The organism is Leptospira sp. GIMC2001 (genome assembly GCF_028462125.1).
Classification (GTDB): domain Bacteria; phylum Spirochaetota; class Leptospiria; order Leptospirales; family Leptospiraceae.
The window spans coordinates 2,109,857-2,131,750 of the sequence record NZ_CP115468.1 but is presented as its reverse complement, the minus strand read 5'-3'; the positions used below and the strand labels follow the sequence as shown (position 1 = coordinate 2,131,750).

Below are 21,894 nucleotides of genomic sequence, written 5' to 3'. Positions count from 1 at the left end.
TGTTAGCTGACCCTCAAGACTTCTTCTACTGTGGTGACGCCATCTATAACTTTTTGTTTTCCATATTCTTTTAATACTGATAGTCCAGTATTTTGAGCTACTTCTAAAATTTTGTTTGAATCAGAACCAGCTAACACAACTTTTTTGACATCTGGGTTCATAACCAAAAGTTCATACAGTCCTGTTCGTCCTTTGTAACCTGTATTCATGCAAGAACTACAACCATTTCCTTTGTATAAAACTCCAGATTTTAAATCTTTAGCTTTGATTCCTAAAGAATCCAATTCTTTTTGTGAAGGTTTATAAGCCGTCCTACAATCTTTACAAATCAAACGAACAAGTCTCTGTGCCATAAATCCCAAAACAGTTGAGGTGATTAAATATGGTTCAATACCCATATCCACAAGTCTAGTAACGGCAGAGGCGGCATCATTTGTATGCAAGGTTGAAAATACAAGATGTCCTGTAAGCGATGCTTGGATCGCGATTCTTGCTGTTTCTTGATCACGAATCTCCCCAACCATCACGATGTCAGGGTCTTGACGTAAAATTGCTCTTAGCCCTGTAGCAAATGTTAGACCAATTTTTTCTTGCATTTGCATCTGTGAAATTCCATCAATCTGGTATTCCACAGGATCTTCACAGGTAATAATATTTCGCTCTTCGGTGTTCAGTTCACTTAACGCAGAATATAGTGTAGTAGACTTTCCAGATCCAGTCGGACCAGTTACGAGTATGATTCCATGGGGTTTATAAATTAGATTTCTAAAATTGTCCAAAATGGTCTTGTATAAACCCATTGTCTCTAAAGAATATTTTTGATCCGTCTTGTTCAAGACCCTCATTACGATCCTTTCTCCATACTGACAAGGAATGAATGATACCCGTATATCAACATCTTTACCTGCAAGCCGAAGTTTAATCCTTCCATCTTGAGGTAGTCTGTTCTCAGCAATATTGAGGTTTGACATGATTTTGATACGAGTCGATATTCCTGCATGGAATGACTTCGGTGGATTCAAAACTTTATGCAAAATTCCGTCCACACGGTATCGCACAACAAGTGCTTTCTCATAGGGCTCGATATGAATATCGGAAGCTCTCTCAGAAACAGCTTGCGAAAGGATGACGTTCACCATTTTGATAATCGGTGCTTCGTTAGATAAATCCAGTGCTTCAGATTCTAAACTTCCTGTTAGATCACTGAAGTCACCATCCATTTCATCCATCAGTTCTTTCGTGTCCGATGTTGTTGTATCATAATGCGAATGAATCACTCGCATTATCTCTGGCTCTGGAACCAAAACAAATTCAACTCTATATCCTTTCAGAAAGGAACGAATATCGTCCATTGGATGGAGGTCTGTTGGATCACAGATTGCAATTTTTACAATTTTTTTCTTTATGTCGAATGGAACGAGTCGACTTTTTTGTATGAGTTTGTTTGGAACCAATCGAAAGGCTTCATGGATTTCAGTGATTTCAATTTTTTCTTGGAATTCCAAACCATGGAGCTTTGCCAGAGACTTCAATATATCGATTTCTCCGGCGAGTCCTTTCTTTTGTAAAATATGCGTTAGTGGAACATTGGATTTTGCTTGGGTTTTAAGAGATTCAAGCAGATCTTTCTCTGTTAATAGCCCATCCTCAACTAAGATATCACCAAGCGTTTTTTTCATCTGAGCCTTTTATCTCTTTCTTTCTCTTCACGTTCTTGTTCAATTTTCTTTTGAATTGTGATTCTATCTGACATACTTCGATCATTCAATATATGCGGTGTTAAAAATAACATGAGGTTCGTTTTTCGAAGTTGATTGGTTGTTCTTCGGAAAAGGTTTCCAATCAATGGAATTTCACCAAGAATTGGGATTTTTGAAACCTTTTTCTGTTTGTCATTAGAAATCAATCCACCAATAACGATTGTTTGAATATTATCAACCACGATACTTGTTTTGATATCTCGTTTATTAAAAGTTGGGTTTCCACCAGTTGCTTCACTGGAAATACCAGCTACGTTTTTGATTTCCTGGTATAGATCTAAAGTGATTTTGTTGTTCTTGTTAATGTGAGGTGTGAATTTTAACTTAATTCCTGTCGGACGATACTCGAAGTTCGCAACAGTCACAGCATTGTCTCCACCAAGTCCCGCATTTCTATTTTGAGTTCTTACCGGAACATCCTGTCCGACATTGATTTCTGCTTCTTGGTTATCCAAGGTCAATACTTGCGGAGCAGACAGCACATGGAAGTTTTCATTCGTAGAATTCGCATTCAAAATTCCCACAATTTGATCTCCTGTCCTCCCTAAAAAACCTAGAGAGAAACCGGACAAAGTGTTCACATTCGTTGGTCTTCCAGTCGAATCAATGATACCACCTTGAGCAGCAAGTCCAGTGTTGAATTGGGCATTAGGAGCTTCACCAGTAACATTCGTATACTTCCAGTCTATACCAAAGTCGTTTAGATCAGTTGACGTTAATTCTACAATTAACACTTCCAATAAAACTTGTTTTCTTGGTTGATCGAGGACTTTTATTATTCTTTGTATCTCTTCCCATTCTTGCATTGAAGCAGTTACAATTATAGAATTCGATTCTTTATGGGCGACCGCTTTGATCTTATCAATTCTTCCAGGAGTTTTTGGTTTGGCCGCTTGCGCTGCCTGAGCTTGAGCAATAGCTTGTTGTTGAGCTGCTTGCGCCGCAGCCTGTGCAGCAGCTTGGGCTGCCGGATCAGCATTTGGGTCGGCATTCGGAGTAGAAGAAGGTGCGGCTGATACCGGAACATCAGGCATATCCAGTTTTACTAGAATTGCAGCAAGCTTTTCTGCTTCATTGTATTCTAATGTATAAATATGAATATCGCCGGATGAACTAACAGCTCCAGGTCCAGTTGTTGGAGCCGCAGTGTCTAGAGTTTCTACCATTTTTAATAATTTGTTTATATCTGCCGAAGAGCCAGATAGAACTAAAGTGTTAGAATTTCTCGTGACGATTACATCTGTGTCGGGTGAGGTTACTCTTTTGAGGATAGGTTCTATATCTTGACCTGTTATGTTTTCTAACGGAACAATTTGCGTAATGATTTTATTTCCGAGTGCTTCTTCTTCGGTAATTGGATCACGCCCAACTCTTACGATCGGAGCTTTCGCTAGAGCGTCCTTAATTTTTACAACTTTAATGATGTCGGATTCTTCGATGATTCCAAAGCCTTGTGCTTCCAGAACAGATTTCATGAAATTATAGGCGTCTTCAACTCGAATACGCTGTTGGGAAATGATCGTAACTTTTTTGCCTTTGATGCTATCATCAATTAGTATATTCTTTTTTATGATAGCACTCATTCCCATAAGAAAATCTTTGAGTTCCGTGTCTCTCCAATCCGCAGTAAAAGTGGCTCCCTTCTTCGCAGTAGCAGTATTAGTTGCTGCTTTCTTATTCTTATTTTCTGTAGATTTTTTGGTTGTGGTTTTCGGTTCTATCGTGTTGTCTTCGAGATTCTCAGCATCTTGAGAAAATAATTCCAAACAGAAAAGTATTAGCAACAATCCCAATAATTTTCGAAATGTTATAAGATATTTTGGTTTTTTTTGATTCATTCTTTATTGCTTCTATTTAGTTTGTAATTAAAAATTCGTAACTTATGATTTTGCTTTTTCGATCCAGGTCTATCGTAATTTTCTGAGCGGTTTTTATAGAACCATAAATTTCCAACATTTTTTCGGTATCGTTTAGAGGCATGCCATTCACTCGTTTTATGATGTCCCCACTGCGCGCTCCAAGAGAATAGAAAAAATGTGATCTAGCAACTTGGTAAAGTTTGTAGCCTTCGATTTTGCCGTCTACCAAATGCGGACCAAATTTTGCATCCTTATAGATTACGTTTGGATCTTTCAATTTTTTATTGACATCTTCCCGAGATAAAGTCTTTTGAATTGTCTGTGATGAAGTAAGCTGAGCTGGAGCTTCATCGGGCATCTTGTCTTTGATTTTTTCTTTTGCTTGTGCAATAGATTCCCCAATCAATACTTTCAGTTTAAATTTAGACTTTTGTAATATAATATAATGCTGTTCTATAGATCGAACACGGAAGCCACCAATTTCTTCACCGATTGCGTATTCTTCCGTAATTCCGTTCTTTTCTCGTATCGTTACTCTTGCAAAGCTAGAATCCCCACTAACAGTTCCAGTTACGACCATTTGATCAATGTCTGGATCCTCTGCGGCTTCAGAACTCATTCCATCTGAGACTCCAGAAATTGATCTTTCCTGAGTCGGATCCAAATACATCCCTCGGATGAGATTTCCTGTAATTGCTTCTTCGTAAAATGAAAGGGATTTTAAAGTCTCAGATTTTTGCAAACGCGCTTTGTAAGGAGCGGACAATGTCTGAACTCCAGAATTGAAGAAAACAATCAAAATCATTCTAACCAGATATGCTAATGCATAGGTGAATAAAAGAACAACCGGAATTAATGTGTAAAATTTGTTATTCTGTAATCGTGCAAGGTATATATTCATGAATGAAATCTGAACTGGATGGACTTAAGTTAAAATCCCAGATTACAACTCGCTGGCAAGCAGAATTCTAGAGTCCAGCAACCTCTGTGATAGGAAGTTTTGTAATGATTTTCTGATAGGAATTGAGAGCTGTCTGGGGATTGATGAGTTTTCCATTTTTATAGACTTCAAAATGTAAATGAGCTCCCGTTGCAGTACCAGTTCTTCCCACAGCAGCAATTACCCGACCCATAGTCACTTTCTCACCAACTTCTACAACAATTTTTGCACAATGCGCGTAAACTGTTTTATAGCCATCCGGATGTAGAATGATAACAGTATTGCCATATCCTCCATTTTTGCCCGTAAACGCAACTTCTCCATCAGCAGAAGCAATGACTGGAGTTCCAACAGCGGCTGCCATATCTAAACCTGCATGAAAATTTCGACTGTATTTATTGAAAGGATCCTTTCTTCGCCCAAAAGTTGAACTGATTCTGCTGGATGGAACTGGATTTATAAAAATTCTTTTCGTAACGACTTTTTTTCTGGAGGCATTCGCTACTTTCACGGGAACTTCCAAAATATCCCCTAATCTAATGAGATCTGTTTTGAGACCGTTTTTTGATTTGATTCGAGCAAGATCGCTACCGTATGTTTTCGCAATTCCAAGCAAAGTATCTTTTGCCTTGACCGTATGTTTTTTTACGATTTCGCCTTTCTCATTGATGATCTTTGAGGATACGATCGCAGAATATTTTATGTATTTTGGCAAATCATCCAACAAGTCTACTTCTTCATGATCACTTGATGGTATGAAATTACCAGATTGAAAGAAATGCTTAACTTTCTGGTCATTTGAATTGAAAAATGAAACAGTTTGCTTACCAGTTAAAGCGTTCAGCTCCTCTTCATATTTGTCAAAAGGATTCGAAAAAATAGCTGTAGTATATAAACTCAAAAACAAAATAAATATGAATGATTTGGAACCCACCTTAAATCTATCGACACGGTGTATGAACAAACTTGAATCTGAATGCAACTTCATAAAATGTAACCAACTAAACCTAATAATTTCTATCTTTTTCTTTTTTTGTTTGGATCATAAGGCTCAAATTTCTGAGCTATGATCTCTTCTAGTTCTTCTAATTCAATATTTCGCTTCTCGACTGTATCGTTTATCAAGTAGATTGCTAATCGTCCAACTGCATATTCTCGAGATTCAGTGATTGGGTAACATTTAACTTTCAATAAGGAAGGAGTAGACTCAACATAGAGTTTAACCAGAGATCCTTTGCCTATTGTATCATCTTTTGAGAGCTTGAGTTCTTCTTTTAAGACATAAGTTCTCTCATAAAACATTTCATTGTATTCAAGAACTTTCTCTTTAGGTATCAATCGAGTGGAACAATCGATCAAAAGTAGAATACCTACAAAACCAATGAAAATCGAACGAAAACCACTCATAATTTAAAAAGATGCTAAAATATAAGGCAAACTAGGCAAGAAATAAATAATAAAACCTAAAAAAAACCATAATCTGGAAATCATACTTAAGAAATTTAGAAATACCTTATGAATGAAGCAGAGCCATAAGGGAAAATTTTCTATCGTTCAAACACTGAGCCTAAGCGATATGAGTCCAGTGCTTGTGAATGTGGAGATCTACTTGAGAAGAGGAATTCCTGGATACCAAGTTATTGGGCTCCCTACTACGACCATGCGTGAATCAAGAGATAGAGTCAGAGCTGCAATTGAAAATTCTGGATTTGAATTCCCTTTGCAAAATATTACAATCAATCTAAGTCCTACTGGAATTCCGAAAAAGGGTTCTCATTTTGATTTAAGCTTTGCTGTAGGAATTCTCTTGGCTTCAAACCAAATTTCCCTGGAAATATCTGAACATCCTCTCCTTCTTCTAGGAGAACTTGGATTGGATGGTTCCATCAAGCCGATTCAAGATGCCTCTCGGTTGCTCGCTTGCAATCTTTCAGACGAATTATCTACTATAGTTTTACCGACGGAGAACCTTGAGCAGTGTAGAATTTTCTGGAAAGGAAAAGTAAAACCAATTGAATCCTTATCACAAATCAACTTGGATGACTCAGCTTTAAATTCGCAGTTAGCGAATCCGAAATTTGAAAGTGTAAAAAGTGTAAAAAGCAATCCAATCAATCAGAATATGAATCTGGAGAGCTTAGGATTCATTGATCTGTATGCAGGTCAGCGATTTGCATTTGAGGCTCTAGAAATCGCTCTTGCTGGCAACCATCATATGCTTATGATCGGTAGTCCAGGCTCAGGTAAGTCCATGCTTGGTGAGATTGCAAGTTCTCTGCAATCCGTTCCGAATTTAGCTGAATGGAAAGAAATCGCAGCCATTCAATCACAAGAATTTTACGGAAGTGGGAATCAATGGATGCGACCTTTTCGTAACCCTCATCATTCGATCACTATGAGTTCATTAATTGGTGGTGGATCAACTTTAGAACGAGGGGAAATCAGTTTAGCTCATAATGGAATTTTATTTTTAGATGAAATTGGTGAAATGAAATCTAGTATTCTTCAGAATTTGCGTGAACCATTAGAAAAGGGTAATATTACGTTGAACAGGAATACGAAATGGAGTAGTTTACCTTGCCGATTCCAACTGATAGCTGCATCTAACCTTTGTCCATGCGGTGAATTCTCGATCGCAGAAGGAAGTTGCGGATGTAGAAAAGATCAGATCCGAGGATACTTATCAAAGTTAACAGGTCCCCTACTCGATCGAATTGATATAATCTCAGAAGTTTACGCACCATCAAAATATCCCGGCAATTCAATTCGCATAGATCTTAATGAAGTTCGTAGCAGAATTCAAAATGTTAGATGTATACAATGGAAAAGATATCAAAACTCTAATATAAGATCCAACGCCTCTATGACTTATAATGAAGCAATAGAACAGACTAGATGGGATAAACATGCGATTATTGCCTGGGAGAATTTTGCTTCAAAAGAAGCGATGTCTATTCGAGAGAGAGAAAAGATTTTGGGACTCGCAAGGACAATAGCAGATCTCAAGTGCAATGACTTAGTCACTGAAGCTGATATCTGCCTTGCCTGCAGTTTACGGGACGGAAGTAAAAACATAAAAAAATTAGCAGCCTAATCGAGTTTTTTACTTTGAAATAAAATGGAGCAATTCAACGGCAATCTTATCTATCGCAAAATCCATATAAGATGGATCGTCAATTCTCTGTTTATAGGATTCCGACTTTTTTTTCAGTTTACTTGCCTGCCCACTTTTTCTGAGCATGACTGGATCCGGTCCATAACTGGGAGCTTCAGCGAGGTTACCCTGCACCAATAATTTTTTCATGATAATACTTCCTTGTATTTGCCTTGACTCTTCCGTGAGTCATTTAAGGAATCGGTCTATAAACTTTGTAACTTAAAAAAACAAATTTTATAAATCGGAATAAAAATCTACTTTACCTTTTTCATCAACTGTAATGAGACAGAACGAAATATTGATGGCATTGAATTGTGTATGGGCATTTATATATGTCTCTATGACCTTTCTCATCCTTAACATCTTTTTAGTATTCATTACGTTTATAGGATGAAAATCTTCATCTATCTGTTGCCTATATTTGACTTCAATCGCATATAAGACTTCGTCTTTCGATGCGATTATGTCAAGTTCACCATATCGTTTGCGGAAGTTCCTCTCGATAATTGAGTAGTTGTTAGATGCCAGGAATTCGGCAGATAAGTCTTCGCCGTGTTTGCCGAGACTTGTTTTGCTTTCCGGCATTAAGAAGTTGCTTTTTTGGAATCAACAGCGGATGTGATGTAAACTTGTAAGTCAAGACCAAGATTGCAAAATTGCAGAGTTCGAACTTTTTCTCCGTTTGATTCTTTGATGATTCGAACCGATGGACGTATGGGTTTATCTTTGTTCACATCTACAACCATAGCGATTCGTCCATCTGATAATTCTACATAGGATCCAAGTGGATACATAGATAGAATATTGAGAAATAGCCTCACCATTTTAAGATCAAACTTAGTAACCATCTCACCAATCATCATCTTGATTGCATCATGAGGAAGGAACGCAGTTCTATAAGGTCTTTTTGCCGATAAGGCGGAGAAGTTATCAGCAATCGTATAGATTCTTGAGAACTCTTCAATGGAATTGCCTGCCATTCTTTGAGGATATCCAGTTCCATCAAAATTTTCATGATGTTGAAGACAGACTACTGCTAAAGCATTCTTCAATTTTACTTTTTGCGTTAGGACTTGGTAGCCAGTTAGCGTATGCTTCATGATAATTTTTCTATCATTCTCATCCAAAACAGTTGTCTTTTCGGATATTTGGCTCGAAATCAATGACATTCCTATATCCGCAAAGAGACCAGCAAAACTCAGGTCAATCAACTTCGGTCTTGAATAGTCTAAATGGGATCCAAGCAGAATTGAGAAAAAAGTTGCAGATACAACTTGGTTGAACAGGTAATATCCAGTTTGGGTTTGGCTATTTAAATAAACGGCAACTTGAGGATTTGCTTTTACAAAGTCGACAATCTTCTCGCCAACTTCTCGAAACTCACGGACTTCAACATTTTTACCATCAGCTATCGATTTATAGGCTTTTTGAACTGTTTCCAGGGTTGATGAATACAGAGAATCAAATTCATATCGGTTGTGAGTAATTTTATCATAGATGACTTTTAATCTTAGACCATCTTCTGATTGGTCTAGAAACGGAAGTTTGTCTTCTTGGCTTTTCGGACTGAAAGCAGGTGCATCACTCCGATCGATTTTGCTTCCATCAGAAAAAACTTCCGTGATACCGAACTTGGATAAGCGTTCCAAGTCCGCATCTGAGATAGGAGAATTTGAACTAATGAAAACTGTGTCCGCATCCAGATAGACTGGTTTTGAGAAACGATCTCCTTTTTTTAAAGATGAAACACTAATCTTGTTCATAAATTCAGTTGATGCCCCGGTTCGATTTTGATTCCCTTTCCCATAAATATTGAAAAAGAATGGCTACTGCCCTATAGAGATTTTCGGGTATCTCTACCCCTAAACCTAAATTTCCTAGAGATTTAACAAGCAATTCGTCTTTTATTACAGCAACTCCATTTTTTATAGCAAGTCTTTCAATTTCTTCTGCTAAAAATCCTTCTCCCGTTGCAACTACTCTTGGAGCCATATCGCGACCAGGTGTAAATTTAAGTGCTACGGATTGCTTCATTATGCAATCCAGCCCTTATTGGATTCAATCGAATTCTCTGATCCATATTCTATGCTTACGGAATTTGGTCGAATACCAGCATCCACAAATAGCTGACGGAGAGAATCGTAGTCAGCCAAAAATAATTCGTAAAATTCAATATTTTCGATCATTGCTTTTAAATCCCAGTTTTCTTTCTCATCAAAAAAGAAATAAAACCAAGCCTTGCCCAAATTATTTGAATTGTATTGAATCAGAAAGCCTTTTTTTGAATCATCGTTAGAGAAATAACCTTCTGCTTCGGAATCTTCCCACTTCCATGAAAAAAATTGCGTTTCTGGATTCCAAGAAATTAAAGAAAACATCTGATCTAGAGTTTTGAAGATCTTATCGTCTATGAATCCGTCCTTTATGAAATTTTCAGGCTGCGCAAGTTTTTCCAAAACTAGGGAAACTTTTTCAGATCGGAATGTTTTGCTTGGATTGTTATCTGTTAAAGAACTGGATTTATTTTGTAAATGGTCTTGAAATATTCTTTGTCGTACCTTCCATTGCAGTCCTTTATGGTCTGCTGCATCTAGCAATATGACTTCTTTCGCAAAAACATTGAAGGCAACTTTTGCTTCCCAAATTTTTCCAGAAGTTTTAAATTGTGCAATATTTCCGGCCTTAATCGAATTCTGAACCATCGCGGATACTTGGCTTGATGAAACCCCTTTCTCATGCGGCGCCGAACGAATGACACTAATCGTTTGACTTACACTAGTTTTTCGAATAGGATCAGGTTTCACTAGGCATTATATTGCGGAGATAGGATTTTCTATGCAAGCGAGAAATCCCGAATTTTTGAATCGCGAGTCTATGCTTTTCTGTGCCGTATCCACTGTGACAATCGAATCCGTATTCAGGAAATTTTTTAGCATACGCGTTCATCAATCGGTCTCGGAAAACTTTTGCCAAAATGGAAGCTGCACTTACCGAATAGATGAATTCGTCAGCTTTAGGAATAGATTTGTATTTTGGAGGTTGCCATTCGAATACATTGGATTCTAGGCGATAGTTTCCATCCAAAAGAAGAAAGAGAGAATCATGCTTCAATTTTTGTTCAATTCTTCTTACGGACTTTCTGATTCCGTAAAAAATAGCCTGATTGATATTGAACCTATCGATAAATCTTGGGCTGACTATTGATATATGATAAAAATTAGCTAATTTGATGATTTGATCAAATAGATTTTCTCGGAGTTTAGACCTGAGTTTTTTGGAATCATTGAGTCCAATAAGAATTTCTTTATTATGAATGGATTGAAGAGTTGAAGGATGAAAATTTACGATAGCTGTGCAGACTGGTCCAGCTAATGGACCTCGACCTGCTTCATCAAATCCAAAAACAAGTCCCTCATTCTGGAAATTGAATTCCATCAATGATGGTTGTTGTTTGTTAAAAGACTGTTTTTCTATGCTGTTGGAGTTTCGGCTGCTTGTGCTGCCGCATCTTCTTTGGCGCGAACTTGTGCTGCTTTCACTTTGTCATCGTGAACTTTTCTGTCCCTTGCAACAATCGCTTGTCCACCTTTTTTCTCTTTGATTCTCGCAGCCTTACCAGACTTGCCACGAACATAGTAGAGTTTCGCTCGTCTTACTTTACCTTTACGAACTAATTCAATTCTTTGGATTTTTGGAGAATGAATTGGGAAAATTCTCTCAACACCTACATCGTAAGATACTCTTCTTACTGTAAAAGTTTTACCATAAGATTTGTTATATATTGCAATCACTAGGCCTTCATAACCTTGGATACGTTCTTTACCAGATTCTACGATCTTATAATGAACTTTTACTGTGTCCCCGATTTCAAAATTGATCTCGTTTCTTGGATCTTCAGCGATGGCTTTTTCAATCAATTGATTCATTTCTTTTGTCCCATTATTCAATGTTTTGGGTTCTTCGATTGGCTTCTCGCCAAACGTTGATTTCTTTATGATTCCCGTCTACTAAGACTTCGGGAACCGTCCAGCCCATAAACTCTCTCGGTTTTGTGTATTGTGGATATTCCAAGACATTCTCCAAATTGTGAGATTCTTCTTGGAGGCTCGAGAATCTACCTAAATAACCTGGAATCAGCCTAGAAATACAATCTGCAACGCAAATTGCAGCAATATCACCCGATGAAATTACATAGTTTCCAAGTGCCACTTCCCTGTCAATTAAGTGTTCGCTGACCCTTGCATCCACGCCTTCGTAATAACCTGAGATGAATGTAATCTTGTCATATTGGCTTTGCATAGCTTCCGCAGTAGATTGCTGAAAGGTCTCACCAGCTGCTGAGAGAAGCACGACATGCCCTTTTTTATCTCCTAAGGATTCGAGTGCTCGATAGATTGGCCCGACTTGCAGTAACATTCCCGGCCCACCGCCATAGATTGTGTCATCTATACGATTGTGTTTATTACCAGCAAAGTCCCTGAGCTGAATTGTATTGATTTGGATGATTTTTTTCTCTATAGCCTTACCAGGAACACCAGTTTGAAAAAAACTATGGATGCGTTCTGGAAATAAAGTTATAAAGTTAAAGAGCAATCCAGTCCTCCCACCCATTGATTACGATCGTTCCCGAACCGAGAGAAATATCCCCAACCCAGGACTTTGTATATGGAACGAGAATTGGATTGCCTGAATCAGATTTTAAGAATAAAATATCATGTGCGGGACTTTCTTCAATTTTTTCTACAGAATATCCAGTTGGCTTTCCATTTTGATCTAGAACTGCTAGCCCTTCCAGTTGGTAATAAAAGAATCCGTCTTCTTCATCAAAAATTGAATCCGCTTCTGATTTTTCGATCAGAATTTTCGCGCCATTCCACTCTAACCAAAATTCTGGTTGGTTTACGGCTTCTGCTCGAATCAATAAATAATTGGGTTTGATTTCTACTTGAAGAATATTGAATATCTTTGTGCGATTCGCTTTTTCAAAGATTATTTTTTTGGGGAAATCGAGCTTAGACCAGGATTCGCCAGCATTCTTAACTTTCGCCCAACCCTTCACACCGTGCGAAGAAGCTAGAATTCCAATCTGAATGCTATTCTTATCCTTGGTGTTAGTCGAGAATTTCGAGTTGGGTGTTTTTTCCGTGTTTAACGGAAGATGCTTGGAGGATAACCCTGAGAGCTTTTGCGATTCTTCCATTCTTACCGATTACCTTACCGATATCTTTTTGTGCTACCTTTAGTTCCAATACAGAGCTCTCAGTCCCATCCACTTGATTCACGTGAATTGCTTCAGGCTCATCAACTAGTGAAGTAGCAATATATTTGATCAAGGAATCCAATTTTAGCTAGCCTTTGCTACAGTTTTAGTCAGAAGACCTTGTTTTTTGAATAGACCTTTTACAGTTTCAGTTGGTTGCGCACCCTTTTTTAGCCAATCATTCGCTTTTTCTTCGTTGATTGTAAATTGGTGTGTTCCACCTAAAGTAGGATGATAATGTCCAATCAATTCAATAAATCTTCCATCTCTTGGTGATCTTGAGTCTGCTGCAACAATTCTATAATGAGGATCATTTTTGGATCCAGTTCTTTGAAGTCTTATTTTTACCAATGGAATTCCCTATAAAACGGTGTTTTTTACCATGAAATGTTGTTTATTATGCCTGTCAATGAAATCATGATCCAATAGGTTTGAATGGCTCGTTTTTAGCCTGCAAGTTTCTTCAAATTCAAGCCGTTCGATGATGGGTCGCCTTCTTTGAAAAGTCCAGCCCCAACAACACAGATATTTGCCCCAGCCTTTCGTATATCGGCTATATTGGACGCGTTTACTCCGCCATCCACTTCGATGTCTATCGGAAGATGAGAAACCATATCTGCTGCTTCCTTAATTTTGTCCAAACCACCTAGAATAAATTTCTGTCCGTAAAATCCTGGATCCACTGTCATAATCAAGATCATATCAATATATGGTAAGATATACTTTAGTGAAGTCACAGGAGTCATAGGGTTTAGGCTAATTCCAACTTTTGATCCAGACTTTCGAATCTCGTCCGATAGCCTGACCCCAAAATCTGTAGTTTCTTGGTGAAAAGTGACGTAGGCTGGCTTGAGATCCAGATACTTTTGGAAATGATCTTCTGGTTTTTTGACCATCAAATGAACATCCAGTGGAATAGTTGTGAGTTCTTTTACTTCTCTTGTGATCGCCTCACCAAACGAGATTTGTGGAACATAGTTTCCGTCCATCACATCCATATGGATATAGTCTACGGCTTCTGGATTAATGGACGGAATGATTCTGCCTAGTTGAGTGATGGAAGTTGCGAGAATGGATGCTGATATTTTCATGAATTTATATTTCTGATTTAAACTTTTCTTTATCTATTTCTTTGTCGTCAATCGTTAACAGTTTCGCTACGATATCCCCTTTTCTATACAATACTATTGATAAAATTTCATCTTTGCGAAAGGATTGAGGAAGATAGATGATTTCTCTTTGATCCGAATTGGATATGCGATCAACTGACACTTGATAGACGCCATCTCTTGGAATCTTCCAGTCTACAAATTCGTATCCTTCTTCAATTCTGTTCTCCAACTCTTTCTTGAATACTACAAATTCATACATTCCATTATTCTGAGTAGAAGACTTAATCAGTCCAATTTGTTCTCTTATTTGAGTAGGCTCCCAGCTTGTGATTTTCCAAGGGAATTTGATTGCATTCAGAGCTTTACCTGCGATTGGAAGCGGAATTGAATTGAAGCTTTGATCATTCTTATTTTTTGGATTGGATGGTTCAGTTACGAGAAGATATACTTTTTCCCCACTATTGGTAATTTTGCCTGGCTCGGGAATCTGATCAATGACTGTATCCGCTTGTTCCGTTTCTTTAGCCGGAACGAATGTAATTCCTCCAATCGGCATAGAAACGTATGTCTCTCCAGATAAGACTTTGTCAAGTGAACCTTTAGCAGTAGATAGGTTCTGTCCAATGATATTGGGCATTTCTACGCGGTCAAAACCTTGAACTACTGTGAGATAGACATGTGAGCCAGCATCAACTTGCTTTCCTGGTGATATCGATTGTGCAACAATCTCTCCATCATTCTTCTCAGGGATTCTTGTATTCTCCAGTGAGACTTTGAGGCGTAAACGAATGAGTTCATTATGTACGGATACATAATTTTTTCCAATTAAGTTTGGCATAGTCGTCAGGTATGGATCTTTTGTTCGAACCAATATAACTGAGAATGCGCCTATGAAAAAAATAACCATTCCCAGGCTTAGAAATAGAATGTAACCACGTAATTTTAAAATTTTCAATCGAATCTCTCACCTTCGAGGAAATTAATGCCATTCAAAAATTCACTGACTGCCATAGGCTTCTTACCTTCTGGCTGAATCTCCCCGATACCGATCATTTTTTTATCACCACAAATTACGAAAAGTGATTTTTTATCCTTTAAATAAACCGTTCCAGGTGGGCTGTCTACGGTTGTATCTTTTTCTAAATAGGATTTATGGATTAGGATTTTTTTGCCTCGAAACCCCGACATGGCTATAGGGTTTGGATAGAAGGCTCGAATTCTATTGTGAATCGACTCTGCTGATTGGGTAAAATCAAGTAAACGATCTTCTGATTTGAATTTTCCGCAAAATGTTGCTTTCGAGTTATCTTGGGGAATGGAGGAACTCGGTTTTTGAGTTTGGTTAATTTCTTCCAAAATTCTCAATATTGCTTTTCCACCAAGATCTGTTATGCGATTGAGTAAAATATCAGTTGTATCTGAATCGGAAATCTCAAACTCTTCTTGAGCTATTATATCACCTGAGTCGACTTCATTGGCTAGATATTGAATTGTAAAACCCGTTTTCTTGTAACCTAAGAGAATCGCCGATTGAACAGGTGATGCACCTCGTAGTTCTGGTAAAAGACTTCCATGCAAATTCATACTTCCAAATTTCGGAGATGTAAAAATAATTTCCGGTATTATAGAGCCATAGGCGTATACGATATGTATGTCCACAGCAATGGAAAGAATTTCTTGAATTGCAGGTTCTTGCTTGATTTTGATTGGTTGGAAGACTGGGATACCATTCTCTAAAGCATACTTCTTAACGGGTGACGGAACTAATTCTTTTTTTCTACCTTGTGGCTTATCTGGATTGGTTACGACAAATCCAATTTCATTGCCATGGTCTTTTAATATTTTTAGTAAGTCTTTTGCATGTTCTGGTGTTCCAAAAAAACCAATTTTCATGATCTTACTATACTAAATCAAGAGGATCAAAGTCAACTTCCAAATACAGTTTATTGGATTTCTTCCATTGGCTTTGTATGATTCCGACAAGCTCTCTTGTTATCGAATGATTTTTTGTTTTGATAAGAATATGATTTCGGAAATATTTATCGAGTTTATAGAATGGACAAGGAGAAGGCCCAAGCATCTGAAAAGAATCCTTTTGGTTCTTTCGAATGATCTCTGCAATTTTTAATATAGATTGTCCAGACAATTCTTCATCGGTTGAGCGTATGACAAGCCGGAGGAGTCTAGAAAATGGAGGCAAGTTCATCTGTTCGCGAAAAAGTATCTCATCCTGATAGAAACCGTCATAGTCTTGTCGCATTGCTTTTTGCAGAACGGGATGGTTTGGATCATGAGCTTCAATAAGAACCAATCCTTTTTTTGTACTTCGCCCGGCTCGACCAGCAACTTGAGTTAGTAGAGAAAATACCCTTTCTCCTGCGCGAAAATCTGGGATCCCTAATCCTTGGTTTGCATTCAAAACTCCAACAAACGTTACATTAGCGACGTCAAGCCCCTTGGCGATCATCTGAGTTCCGGTTAAAATATCCAACTCTCCGTGATAAAGTTTTGATAAAATACCTGTCAAAACTTCTTGCTTTCTTGAGCTGTCTTGGTCCAATCTTTCAATTTTTGCATCAGGGAGATTCGTAAGCAAAAACTCTTCTAATTTCTGAGTTCCAATTCCGATCAGATCAACTTTTTTATGACCTGATTTGATTTTATCAAAGCTCTCTTTGTATCCGCATGTATGACATTGAACAATTCCATTTTTATGATAACATAGATTCGTTGAACAATTGGGACATCCAAGAAATTTCTTTTCTTCAGCTAGGTAAATAAAAGGGCTATACCCTCTTCTATTTAGCAAGAGAATTGATTGTTCACTTTTTTGAATCTGCGATTTCAATTGTTTCATCAATTCAAATCCGACCGGCCCTTCCATATCTTTTTTTGGAACGATGCGCACTTCCGGAAGAACCGACGCATTCACTGCTCGATTTTTCATTGTATGGAAATGAATTTTTTTTGATTTAGCTAAATAAAAAGTTTCTACACTAGGTGTAGCACTTCCTAATAATAAAATTCCGTTGTTTTTGCTAACACGATAATGAGCTACTTGCCTCGCATGATACCGTGGACTGGTATTTTCTTTATAGGATTGATCATGTTCTTCATCTAATATTATAAGTCCTGGCTTTGAAACAGGAGCAAAGACTGCAGACCTAGTTCCAACTGCAATCCTACGTTCCCCTTTCAGTAAGGACTGATAGGATCGAAATCTTTGTGATGTTTTTAGGCCAGAATGAATCAATGCGATATCTTTTGGAAAAATTGTTTCTAATTTTTTTATAATATGAAAAGTTAAAGAAATTTCTGGAACGAGAAATATAACTGTACGGTCAGTCTTTTCTAATAATTCTCGAATAAGATGAATATAAATTTCTGTCTTGCCACTTCCTGTTATTCCATACAATAAATGGGAAGAATATTCTTTACCGATTCCTTTTGCAATCGCATCAAATGCTACTTGCTGCTCTTCATTAAGTGATTTGTATTCGGCATCAATTTCAACATCTAGTTCCTCTTCACGAATCAATCTTCTTCCTTGAGGAATCATTCGAAAAAGAGATTCACCAAGTCCCGCCATATAACTATTCTTCATCCATTCGGCGAGATCCCATTGTTCTTCATTGATGACAGGGTTTGTATCTACTATTTTTATAAGTGGTTTACATTTAAAATTTGGTTCATTTGAGTGAATTGAATGAATGATGCCAGTAAGTTTTCTTGATTTTACTTCGATCTCAACTCTCATTCCACGTTGAGCTATTTTATTCGAGTTCGGAACTTCATAAGTTAGAAGCTCATTGTCCATTGGAAGATCTACGACAATATCTGCGTATTGAATCAATTGAAATCGCCGACTTTTTTTTGAAGTATTCTTAAGTGTTCACTTAACTGTGTGAGCATATTCTTATATTCAGATGGTTTTTTTATTTTGCAATGGAGAAGTGCTTCTGGAGATCTTGTTATGAGATATGGAATTTTGAGGCCATCTGAAAACTTCCATTCCAATAGTTTTCCTGCATTAGCTTTACAATATTCGCTTGGCCATCTAAGAAGTGCTGATGATCCAAGAACTAGAATTGCTTTGATACCCTCTTTGCGCACAGTTTCTTCAACATGTATGTCGCATAAATTTGCACGCCTATGCCAATCGCTCACTTCAAATCCTTTGTGAAAACGACAAGCTGGATACTCTTGATAATGAAATTCTTCGTATGATGTATTCAAACCTTCTTGAATCCATTCAGTAAAACTCTCTTCTACTTCCTTAGATCTAAACAGTGTCTTTGAAGATTTTTTTATAAATGAAGAACCAGGCATTCCCGTTTCGCCCGTATAGTGTAAGATCAATAATTTCTTTCTTCCTCTCTGAAGGAATCCTCGAATACCCATGGATCGATCCGAACATTTTTTACACGCAAAGTTTCGCGTAAGATAACCATCGAGTGCGATTACTTCTCCTTCTGAATTTAATATTTTATCACCTTCAGAAGTTATATTGATTTTGGATGGATTGAATACTAAAGGAAATTCATCAGGATATGGTTCCTTGGATAAATTATAGATTGGAAATTCATTGTTTTGCAATAAAAAACCAGTCTCTTGAAGAATGGAATCTAAAGTTTTGAGTCTATTTAAATATTCGGAAGCTTTCATTCTGACAAAGAATCCATTTGTATGTTTAGACTTTTTATTTTTCTATATAGATGTGTTCTTTCTATACCGAGTATTTTACTTGCTTTGGTAACATTTCCTTCATTCGCTGATAATGCTTTTATAATATACTGCCTTTCGAATTCATCTTTTGCTGATTTCAAGTCGCCTTGAGCTATCATTTCATTCGCTTTCTTAAAACCAACTAAAGCTTCTCGAACATGATTTCCTCCGATTACGTTTCCTGGAACCATAATGGATAATCTCTCTACAATGTTTTTTAATTCTCGAATATTCCCTGGCCAAAAATGTTTTTTTAGAATCTCAATTGCTTCATTCTCAATTTTCTTTATTGGAAGGTTGTTTTCTTGAATTGATTTTATTAAATAATATTCTGTCAAAACTGGAATATCAACCATTCTTTCTCTAAGCGGTGGAAGGTTGATCGGAATTACATTTAATCTGTAATATAGATCTTCTCTAAATTTGCCTTCTCGAATCGCATCTAACACTGGAATATTGGTCGCGGCAATGATACGAACATCAACAGAAATCGTCTCGGATCCACCGACCCTTTCAAATCTTTGTTCTTGCAATGCGCGAAGAACTTTCGCTTGAGTTGCAAGTGACATGTCACAAATTTCATCTAAAAATAATGTTCCGTGATTCGCTAATTCAAATCGACCAATTTTTCGATCAATTGCTCCTGTAAATGCACCTTTTTCATGTCCAAACAATTCAGATTCTATGAGTTCTTCGGGAATAGCTGCGCAATTGATTTCAATAAAATTTTGATCTCGTCTCTTTGAGTTCTTAAAAATCGCTTTGGCAACAAGTTCTTTACCAGTTCCATTCTCACCATAGATAAAAACTCGTGCATTTGTCGATGATGCCTGCGAAATTGCAAATTTAACTCGCCGGATTTCATTAGAACTTCCTAATATATCATCAAATTCTAAATGATAATCAGGAATATCTTCTACTGGATTCGATGAGACGCTTTCTTGAATTGTTGATAGGACTTTCTCAATAGATAAAGGTTTTTCAAGAAAACCGATCGCACCTTTTTTCGTTGCACTGACAGCGATATCAATGGTTCCATGTCCCGAAATCATAACGATCGGTAACAACGGATAGATTTTTCTGCATTCATCTAGTATTTCAATTCCATCTTCTTTACCAATCCAGACATCGAGTAGAACAAGATCAGGTCTTTCTTTCGAGAGTGTTTTAAGAAGTGCTTTGCCAGTCGAAAAATCTTCAACATAATAATTCTCATCTTCCAAAATTCCTTTTAGAGTCCTTCGAATATCTTTTTCATCATCACATATAAAAATTTTCATGTTTTTCCATCACTTATGCTGGTCGGAAGTTCAATGGAAAATTTGCATCCTCCAAGTTTTGAATCAGATACAGAAATATGTCCATGATGATCAATAATTGTTTTCTGAACTATCGCAAGTCCAATCCCTGATCCATGCTTTTCTTTTGTGGAATAGTAAGGCTCAAATATTTTTTTTCTAAGTTCCGGATGTAAACCTAAACCAGAATCTTCTATAGTAACGGTTATTATACGTTTCATAATTTTTCTTTCGAGTCTTGACTGGACTCGAATTATTTTTACTTTATCAGGATTCGGGTTTTCTTGGATTGCTTCGACAGCGTTTTTAATGAGATTATTGATTACACCGAGAAAAAGTCTTCGATCTAAAAAAACTTCCGGTAAGTTTGACATAAGTTTTCGTTCTATCTTTATATCAGTAGATTCTTGAAATAAACGAATGGACTCTTCAAGAATTGGATTGAGAGACTGGTTTACAAGTGTTGGAACTGGCATTCTCGCAAATTCAGAAAATTCTTTAACAAGATGTTCTAATACACGAACTTGATTGATGATGGTTTCAGTCGATTCTAAGATTACTTCTTTTAGTTTTTCGGGCTTGGTATTTGTTTCGAATCTTTTTCTTATTCTCTCAGCAGACAGTTGAATGGGTGTTAAGGGATTTTTAATTTCGTGAGCCATTCTTTGAGCAACTTCTTTCCATGCAGCAACTCTTTGAATATGCATCAATTCTTCATTCTTTGATCTTAAGTCCTTTACCATTTGATTAAAAGAATCAATGAGAATTCCCATTTCGCCTTCTTCTTTTAGATCTAAGGAAATATTTGTTTCACCTGATGAAACCTTTGTTGTTGCATTGGCTAACGTGATAATGGGACGAGATATTTTTCTTGCAAACAAGAATGAAAAAAATATTGAAAAACCAAACATGAAAATAGAAAATAATCCGATTGCCAATCTCACGCCTGAAGGAATTTTTTCTTTCCATAGATTTAGTGCTTCATATGAGTTCTTAACACTGACAATATTGTAAACGAGATTGTAATTGTTTTGATGAATGCGCTTTCCTATCAATACATATCCTGCAGGATTCCATTTTATCTTAGCAAGTATAAAGGATCGATCTGCACGGTACAATGTGTAGCTTGGAAGAATTTCATTTGCTTGAATGGAAAAAAGTTCTGGTAATATCCGTTCTTTCAGTGAAATGGTTTCGAGTAAAGGACTGCCATCAACATTGAATAATCCCATATAATAAGTATTATAATCTAACATTCCTATACGAAAGGCTTCTACAAGAAAATCTTCTTCAGAAATATTTTTCTTACCTAGCCAATTATTCATATGTGTAGCTTTTGCTATAAGGTCGACTCTGTCTTTATTTTCTATTTCCTTGATAAGTTCAAGACTTGAATTCAGCGCATTGGTAATGTCAACTCTATAAAATGTCTCCATTAACTTACCAGTTAAGTTAGAAGACAGGATAAATATAGGAACGGATGGAAGGAGTGCAACAAACAGAAATGCTAATGTCAATCTATAGCGAATAGAACTTCTGATTTTGCCAGTTTCAATATTTCTTTTATTCCTATATATATATGACATGATTACAGAAAATACAAAGAAAGGCAGAACAAAAATAACATAGCTATCTAATTTGTTAAGTACAGGAATCTCGTCTCTTCCAGAAAAATAGAAAAATTCAGCAAAGAATATACCTAAACTAATACTAAACGTAAAAACAAAAAGATCTCTTAGGTAGTACCTAATCTCATCATTTTTCGGTCCTTTGAATAGCATGG

General features: G+C 36.9%; 24 protein-coding genes. 1 reads left to right on the top strand and 23 read right to left on the bottom strand.

Features of this window, described 5'->3' with window-relative positions; genetic code table 11:
• Positions 1–2: 2 nt before the first annotated feature.
• From gspE to O4O04_RS11420, 5 genes are all read right to left on the bottom strand, one after another.
• Positions 3–1,679, bottom strand: a complete 1,677-nt coding sequence (gspE, locus tag O4O04_RS11440; RefSeq protein WP_272531826.1) for a type II secretion system ATPase GspE — start codon at positions 1,677–1,679, stop codon at positions 3–5.
• Positions 1,676–3,598 (bottom strand): type II secretion system secretin GspD, encoded by a 1,923-nt coding sequence (gspD, locus tag O4O04_RS11435; RefSeq protein WP_442915890.1) that lies wholly within the window; start codon positions 3,596–3,598, stop codon positions 1,676–1,678. Before gspD ends, gspE begins: the two co-directional genes overlap by 4 nt.
• A 16-nt stretch (positions 3,599–3,614) precedes the next feature.
• Positions 3,615–4,520: a general secretion pathway protein GspC gene (locus O4O04_RS11430; RefSeq protein WP_272531825.1), complete on the bottom strand. Its 906-nt coding sequence runs from the start codon at positions 4,518–4,520 to the stop codon at positions 3,615–3,617.
• Positions 4,521–4,587: 67 nt separating this feature from the next.
• The gene (locus O4O04_RS11425) at positions 4,588–5,547 is read right to left on the bottom strand and encodes a peptidoglycan DD-metalloendopeptidase family protein (RefSeq protein ID WP_272531823.1); all 960 of its coding nucleotides are present in this window, start codon (positions 5,545–5,547) and stop codon (positions 4,588–4,590) included.
• A 29-nt stretch (positions 5,548–5,576) separates the two neighbouring features.
• Entirely contained in the window at positions 5,577–5,966 is a 390-nt protein-coding gene (locus O4O04_RS11420; RefSeq protein WP_272531822.1) for a type II secretion system-associated lipoprotein, read from the bottom strand.
• 112 nt (positions 5,967–6,078) lie between these two features.
• Between O4O04_RS11420 and O4O04_RS11415 the strand changes: the two genes are divergently transcribed.
• Entirely contained in the window at positions 6,079–7,653 is a 1,575-nt protein-coding gene (locus O4O04_RS11415) for a YifB family Mg chelatase-like AAA ATPase (RefSeq protein ID WP_272531821.1), read from the top strand.
• A 9-nt stretch (positions 7,654–7,662) separates the two neighbouring features.
• Here O4O04_RS11415 and O4O04_RS11410 read toward each other — a convergent pair whose 3' ends face one another.
• The 18 genes from O4O04_RS11410 to O4O04_RS11325 all read right to left on the bottom strand — a co-directional run bounded on the left by O4O04_RS11410 (position 7,663) and on the right by O4O04_RS11325 (position 21,892).
• The gene (locus tag O4O04_RS11410; protein ID WP_272531820.1) at positions 7,663–7,863 is read right to left on the bottom strand and encodes a hypothetical protein; all 201 of its coding nucleotides are present in this window, start codon (positions 7,861–7,863) and stop codon (positions 7,663–7,665) included.
• Positions 7,864–7,950: 87 nt separating this feature from the next.
• A complete protein-coding gene (locus tag O4O04_RS11405) occupies positions 7,951–8,301 on the bottom strand; it encodes a YraN family protein (protein WP_272531818.1) in 351 nt (116 codons plus the stop codon).
• A complete protein-coding gene (locus O4O04_RS11400) occupies positions 8,301–9,479 on the bottom strand; it encodes a cyclic di-GMP phosphodiesterase (RefSeq protein ID WP_272531817.1) in 1,179 nt (392 codons plus the stop codon). Before O4O04_RS11400 ends, O4O04_RS11405 begins: the two co-directional genes overlap by 1 nt.
• 4 nt (positions 9,480–9,483) lie before the next feature.
• On the bottom strand, positions 9,484–9,750 hold the full coding sequence (locus tag O4O04_RS11395; RefSeq protein WP_272531816.1) for an EscU/YscU/HrcU family type III secretion system export apparatus switch protein: 267 nt from the start codon (positions 9,748–9,750) through the stop codon (positions 9,484–9,486).
• Positions 9,750–10,520 carry a hypothetical protein gene (locus O4O04_RS11390; RefSeq protein WP_272531815.1) on the bottom strand — a complete coding sequence of 257 codons (771 nt, stop codon included), beginning with the start codon at positions 10,518–10,520 and terminating at the stop codon, positions 9,750–9,752. Before O4O04_RS11390 ends, O4O04_RS11395 begins: the two co-directional genes overlap by 1 nt.
• The gene (locus O4O04_RS11385; RefSeq protein ID WP_272531814.1) at positions 10,510–11,151 is read right to left on the bottom strand and encodes a ribonuclease HII; all 642 of its coding nucleotides are present in this window, start codon (positions 11,149–11,151) and stop codon (positions 10,510–10,512) included. The genes O4O04_RS11390 and O4O04_RS11385 overlap by 11 nt, the downstream gene beginning before the upstream one ends.
• A 35-nt stretch (positions 11,152–11,186) precedes the next feature.
• Positions 11,187–11,642: a 50S ribosomal protein L19 gene (gene rplS / locus O4O04_RS11380; protein ID WP_272531813.1), complete on the bottom strand. Its 456-nt coding sequence runs from the start codon at positions 11,640–11,642 to the stop codon at positions 11,187–11,189.
• A 13-nt stretch (positions 11,643–11,655) separates the two neighbouring features.
• Positions 11,656–12,309: a tRNA (guanosine(37)-N1)-methyltransferase TrmD gene (trmD, locus tag O4O04_RS11375; RefSeq protein WP_272531812.1), complete on the bottom strand. Its 654-nt coding sequence runs from the start codon at positions 12,307–12,309 to the stop codon at positions 11,656–11,658.
• Complete coding sequence (rimM, locus tag O4O04_RS11370; RefSeq protein WP_272531810.1) at positions 12,299–12,916, bottom strand: ribosome maturation factor RimM; 618 nt, start codon at positions 12,914–12,916, stop codon at positions 12,299–12,301. Before rimM ends, trmD begins: the two co-directional genes overlap by 11 nt.
• Complete coding sequence (locus O4O04_RS11365) at positions 12,828–13,058, bottom strand: KH domain-containing protein (RefSeq protein ID WP_272531808.1); 231 nt, start codon at positions 13,056–13,058, stop codon at positions 12,828–12,830. The genes rimM and O4O04_RS11365 overlap by 89 nt, the downstream gene beginning before the upstream one ends.
• Before the next feature lie 2 nt (positions 13,059–13,060).
• A complete protein-coding gene (gene rpsP / locus O4O04_RS11360; RefSeq protein ID WP_272531806.1) occupies positions 13,061–13,327 on the bottom strand; it encodes a 30S ribosomal protein S16 in 267 nt (88 codons plus the stop codon).
• Between the two features lie 95 nt (positions 13,328–13,422).
• The gene (gene rpe / locus O4O04_RS11355) at positions 13,423–14,067 is read right to left on the bottom strand and encodes a ribulose-phosphate 3-epimerase (protein WP_272531805.1); all 645 of its coding nucleotides are present in this window, start codon (positions 14,065–14,067) and stop codon (positions 13,423–13,425) included.
• 4 nt (positions 14,068–14,071) lie between these two features.
• Complete coding sequence (locus O4O04_RS11350) at positions 14,072–15,043, bottom strand: PASTA domain-containing protein (protein ID WP_272531804.1); 972 nt, start codon at positions 15,041–15,043, stop codon at positions 14,072–14,074.
• On the bottom strand, positions 15,040–15,981 hold the full coding sequence (fmt, locus tag O4O04_RS11345; protein WP_272531802.1) for a methionyl-tRNA formyltransferase: 942 nt from the start codon (positions 15,979–15,981) through the stop codon (positions 15,040–15,042). The genes O4O04_RS11350 and fmt overlap by 4 nt, the downstream gene beginning before the upstream one ends.
• Before the next feature lie 7 nt (positions 15,982–15,988).
• A complete protein-coding gene (gene priA / locus O4O04_RS11340) occupies positions 15,989–17,941 on the bottom strand; it encodes a replication restart helicase PriA (protein WP_272531800.1) in 1,953 nt (650 codons plus the stop codon).
• A complete protein-coding gene (locus O4O04_RS11335; RefSeq protein WP_272531799.1) occupies positions 17,938–18,753 on the bottom strand; it encodes a hypothetical protein in 816 nt (271 codons plus the stop codon). Before O4O04_RS11335 ends, priA begins: the two co-directional genes overlap by 4 nt.
• Complete coding sequence (locus O4O04_RS11330) at positions 18,750–20,093, bottom strand: sigma-54-dependent transcriptional regulator (RefSeq protein ID WP_272531798.1); 1,344 nt, start codon at positions 20,091–20,093, stop codon at positions 18,750–18,752. The genes O4O04_RS11335 and O4O04_RS11330 overlap by 4 nt, the downstream gene beginning before the upstream one ends.
• Complete coding sequence (locus O4O04_RS11325) at positions 20,090–21,892, bottom strand: LIC_11548 family sensor histidine kinase (RefSeq protein ID WP_272531797.1); 1,803 nt, start codon at positions 21,890–21,892, stop codon at positions 20,090–20,092. The genes O4O04_RS11330 and O4O04_RS11325 overlap by 4 nt, the downstream gene beginning before the upstream one ends.
• Positions 21,893–21,894 lie beyond the last annotated feature (2 nt).

Coding starts and splice junctions, on each gene's coding strand:
- fmt (WP_272531802.1), bottom strand. CDS start 15,981: ATGAAAATTGGTTTTTTTGGAACACCAGAACATGCAAAAGACTTACTA.
- O4O04_RS11420 (WP_272531822.1), bottom strand. CDS start 5,966: ATGAGTGGTTTTCGTTCGATTTTCATTGGTTTTGTAGGTATTCTACTT.
- O4O04_RS11425 (WP_272531823.1), bottom strand. CDS start 5,547: ATGAAGTTGCATTCAGATTCAAGTTTGTTCATACACCGTGTCGATAGA.
- rpe (WP_272531805.1), bottom strand. CDS start 14,067: ATGAAAATATCAGCATCCATTCTCGCAACTTCCATCACTCAACTAGGC.
- O4O04_RS11430 (WP_272531825.1), bottom strand. CDS start 4,520: ATGAATATATACCTTGCACGATTACAGAATAACAAATTTTACACATTA.
- O4O04_RS11405 (WP_272531818.1), bottom strand. CDS start 8,301: ATGCCGGAAAGCAAAACAAGTCTCGGCAAACACGGCGAAGACTTATCT.
- O4O04_RS11400 (WP_272531817.1), bottom strand. CDS start 9,479: ATGAACAAGATTAGTGTTTCATCTTTAAAAAAAGGAGATCGTTTCTCA.
- O4O04_RS11325 (WP_272531797.1), bottom strand. CDS start 21,892: ATGCTATTCAAAGGACCGAAAAATGATGAGATTAGGTACTACCTAAGA.
- gspE (WP_272531826.1), bottom strand. CDS start 1,679: ATGAAAAAAACGCTTGGTGATATCTTAGTTGAGGATGGGCTATTAACA.
- rimM (WP_272531810.1), bottom strand. CDS start 12,916: ATGGAAGAATCGCAAAAGCTCTCAGGGTTATCCTCCAAGCATCTTCCG.
- O4O04_RS11410 (WP_272531820.1), bottom strand. CDS start 7,863: ATGAAAAAATTATTGGTGCAGGGTAACCTCGCTGAAGCTCCCAGTTAT.
- rplS (WP_272531813.1), bottom strand. CDS start 11,642: ATGAATCAATTGATTGAAAAAGCCATCGCTGAAGATCCAAGAAACGAG.
- O4O04_RS11385 (WP_272531814.1), bottom strand. CDS start 11,151: ATGGAATTCAATTTCCAGAATGAGGGACTTGTTTTTGGATTTGATGAA.
- O4O04_RS11395 (WP_272531816.1), bottom strand. CDS start 9,750: ATGAAGCAATCCGTAGCACTTAAATTTACACCTGGTCGCGATATGGCT.
- O4O04_RS11335 (WP_272531799.1), bottom strand. CDS start 18,753: ATGAAAGCTTCCGAATATTTAAATAGACTCAAAACTTTAGATTCCATT.
- gspD (WP_442915890.1), bottom strand. CDS start 3,598: ATGAATCAAAAAAAACCAAAATATCTTATAACATTTCGAAAATTATTG.
- O4O04_RS11330 (WP_272531798.1), bottom strand. CDS start 20,093: ATGAAAATTTTTATATGTGATGATGAAAAAGATATTCGAAGGACTCTA.
- O4O04_RS11415 (WP_272531821.1), top strand. CDS start 6,079: ATGAAGCAGAGCCATAAGGGAAAATTTTCTATCGTTCAAACACTGAGC.